General features: G+C 73.2%; 2 protein-coding genes and 1 pseudogene. 2 read left to right on the plus strand and 1 reads right to left on the minus strand.

The window, feature by feature from the left end:
* Positions 1-201, plus strand: a pseudogene (locus tag PROKR_RS34375) (energy-coupling factor transporter transmembrane component T family protein); the annotation flags it as partial.
* A 52-nt stretch (positions 202-253) separates the two neighbouring features.
* Positions 254-1,090 (plus strand): aldo/keto reductase, encoded by an 837-nt coding sequence (locus PROKR_RS09330; protein WP_036962460.1) that lies wholly within the window; start codon positions 254-256, stop codon positions 1,088-1,090.
* 133 nt (positions 1,091-1,223) lie between these two features.
* On the opposite strand, the gene PROKR_RS09335 is transcribed toward PROKR_RS09330, so the two are convergent.
* A partial coding sequence (locus PROKR_RS09335) for a beta propeller repeat protein (protein ID WP_036962462.1) occupies positions 1,224-1,682 on the minus strand: 459 nt, incomplete at its 5' end.

Genomic DNA, 1,682 nt, shown 5'->3' on the forward strand with positions numbered 1-1,682 from the left:
GGCCGGGCCGCCTTCGCGCTGCTCGTCACCTCGATCCGGTCGGCCGAGCGGATCGCGCTCGCGCTGGAGTCCCGCGGCCTCGGCGAGGGCCCTCGCACGGTCTGGCGCCCGGTCCCGATCGGCCGCTCCGACGTCGTCCTCGTGCTGGTGGTGGCGGCCGCCTGGGCGGGCGCGGCGGTGCTCGGTGTCCGTCTCAGGTGAGCGGGAACGGTTACGGTCGAGGCACCTGAAGTCGATGCTGAGGAGCCCTCGAATGTCGATCCCCACGGTCGCCACGCCGTCCGGATACGCCCTGCCCGCCGTCGGGTTCGGCACCTATCGCCTGCGCGGCGAGGCCGGAGCGAGCGCCGTCGCCGATGCCCTGGACGCCGGCTACCGGCTGCTCGACTCGGCCGCGAGCTACCAGAACGAGGGCGCCGTGGGCGCGGCGGTGCGGCGCAGCGACGTGCCGCGCGAGGAGATCGTGGTGACCTCCAAGCTGCCCGGTAAGTACCAGGCGTTCGACGACGCGATCCAGACCGTCGAGGAGAGCGTGCTGCGCACCGGCCTGGACACGGTCGACCTGTACCTCATCCACTGGCCAAACCCGTCCGTCGACAAGTACGTCGAGGCCTGGCGTGCCCTGATCGAGGCGCGCGAGCGCGGCCTGGTTCGGCAGATCGGCGTCTGCAACTTCCTGCCCGAGCACCTCGACCGGCTCGCGCAGGAGACGGGCGAGCTGCCCGTGGTCAACCAGATCGAGCTGCACCCGTACTTCCCGCAGACCGAGGCGCTGGCGTTCCACCGGGAGCACGGGATCCTCACCGAGTCGTGGAGCCCGATCGGGCGCGGCAACGATCTGCTGGACAACCCGGTGATCACGCAGATCGCCCGGGCGCACGAGGTCAGCCCGGCCCAGACCGTGCTCGCGTGGCACGTGGCCTGCGACGCGATCCCGCTGCCCAAGGCCGCGGGCCGCGACCGGCAGCGGGAGAACCTGGCGATCTTCGACGTCGCGCTCACCGCCGACGAGATCGCCCGGATCACCGCCCTGGGCCGCCCGGACGGCCGCACCGCGGGTCAGGACCCGGCGACGTACGAGGAGCTCTGACCCGGCGCGTTCCCGGGGATCGCGCGGGCCTCCCGCGTGAGGGTGGTCGGTAGAAGGTCAGGTGGTCGGCAGCTCGAGCTACCGACCACCTGACCTTCTTACCGACCACCCGGTGGGGCCTTGGCCCCGCGCATCAGCGCCGCTTGACCTCCAGGTTCTCCGTGGCCTTCGAGGCCCCGAGGTCATCGGTGCCGCCGTACTCCGCCGTGATCGTGTACCCGCCGGACCGCAGCAGCGGCGGGACCAGCACGTCGGCCCGGCCACCGCGCAGCTTCACGGTGCGCTCGTACGGGTGGCGGTCGCCGTCCTGACCCACCGTCACGGTCACCCGGCCGGACGGCGTGGCGTCGTCGGCTGACACGGTGACCTTGACCAGGAACGGCTCCAGCGGGCGGACCGAGGACGGCGCCTTGATCTGCGTGCTGGTGGCCGCGGGCAGCGCGTCGGCCGGCACCAGGGCGCTGACCGCGCTGCGGTGCACGCCACCCTCGTCGGCCCCCGCGTAGACCCAGGCGCCGTCGGCGCTCACGGCCAGGGACCGTACCGACATCGCCGTCAGGCCGCCCGACGCCGACGCCCACGTGGCGCCGCC

It is taken from the genome of Promicromonospora kroppenstedtii DSM 19349 (assembly GCF_000515355.1).
Taxonomy (GTDB): domain Bacteria; phylum Actinomycetota; class Actinomycetes; order Actinomycetales; family Cellulomonadaceae; genus Promicromonospora; species Promicromonospora kroppenstedtii.

What these genes read in the sequence shown, in the direction of transcription:
- PROKR_RS09330 (WP_036962460.1), top strand. Translation starts at nt 254, where the DNA reads ATGTCGATCCCCACGGTCGCCACGCCGTCCGGATACGCCCTGCCCGCC.